Origin of the sequence: Phocaeicola sp. RTP21198st1_B8_RTP21198_201120 (assembly GCF_040929485.1) — a bacterium.
GTDB lineage: Bacteria > Bacteroidota > Bacteroidia > Bacteroidales > Bacteroidaceae > Phocaeicola > Phocaeicola dorei.
In genome coordinates, this window is sequence record NZ_JBCOCI010000398.1 from 1 (window position 1) to 1,260 (window position 1,260).

Annotated in this window: 1 protein-coding gene and 1 pseudogene; both read right to left on the bottom strand. The window is 41.0% G+C overall.

Annotated features, from left to right (window positions below; all coding sequences use genetic code 11):
- A partial coding sequence (locus AB5935_RS26690) for a fimbrillin family protein (RefSeq protein ID WP_368327944.1) occupies window positions 1–1,036 on the bottom strand: 1,036 nt, incomplete at its 3' end.
- Window positions 1,037–1,071: 35 nt separating this feature from the next.
- Window positions 1,072–1,260, bottom strand: a pseudogene (locus tag AB5935_RS26695) (hypothetical protein); the annotation flags it as partial.

Below are 1,260 nucleotides of genomic sequence, written 5' to 3' on the forward strand. Positions count from 1 at the left end.
TTGTTGTAGCTACGGTTGCACCGTCGGCTGTGATTTCATACGGATACCAAACATGGCTATCAGCAGTTGGATCACTTGAAGGAGTATACCCTTTCGGTAAATAAATAAGCGGTTCAGCCATCCATGTCGTACCGTTTGAGAGAGTTACAGTCTTATATTTTACATTATCATACAGGAAATAGTTCTGATCGAGATGTTCCTCGAAAGGAATCTCATTATCAGCTCCAATTTCACCCTCATCTGTCCAGTTTTCAATGTCACCACTAAGTTTGACTTCTATATCGTCAGGTAACACGCGAATGTTCACACTGTATTGTCCTCCTTGTGCCAAAGTGGTAGATGTGAGCTTCTGTGACAAGGTCTTGCCGTCAGATGTTGCTACTTCAAGCGTCAAGGCTACTGTTTGGGGAACGATAATGGCGCGGTATGTCTCATTCGCTTTAACGGCTTGTGCAACAATGCTTGTTGCGGAGGCGTTTGCATCAGCAGTCACTGTGAGAGCACTCAAATCAAGAGTTGCAGTCGGGATGGAACCTTTCAATGCGATAGACGAGATGTTAGCTTCTACTTCCTTTGTTACATTAATCACTAATTTAGTAAACATGTGTTTGAAGTTCATGCTTATAACGTTGGTAGTCGGAAGTACATCCGATTTCTTTGCTGCCATAAAATCTGACGCTCCATATCCACTAGTCTGATCGGTTTCAACAGTAAATGAAGCCGGAGTATTACCCTCTTTATAGGGATAATAGGCTACTATTTGCGATTTGTCATTTCCTTCCGGGTACCAGAGTAAATCGCCTGCAAATACTCCGTCATTGTATGTCATCTGTTTATTCTCTGCATATACGAAGTCACCGTTTTGGGTGATTGTAACACCGATTTTATCTCCGGTCTCAAAGTTAACTTCCGTAGCACGTGTAATAATAGGAGAGATAGTAATGCGACTGTTTGCAGGAGTCGTAGCTTCGTTCTCTTCCTGTTGGCAAGATACCAAAAGCGCTGCTGCGAAGATAAATGTCAAACTCTTTTTCATTGCTTAATAATTTAGTTTATATATATTCATTGTTTTCAAAAAGTATATCCTAATTTGATAGTCTCGTTCCAACGGTTCGAACCATCTATATATTGCAGGTTGAAACCGTGCGTATAACTACCCTGTACTTCCGCATAAATTCCATGGTTGAAATAATAGCGCAATCCGAGATGAAATGTCACCTGTGGGGTAGTTGCATATTCATTTTTCAGATTGTAATAATC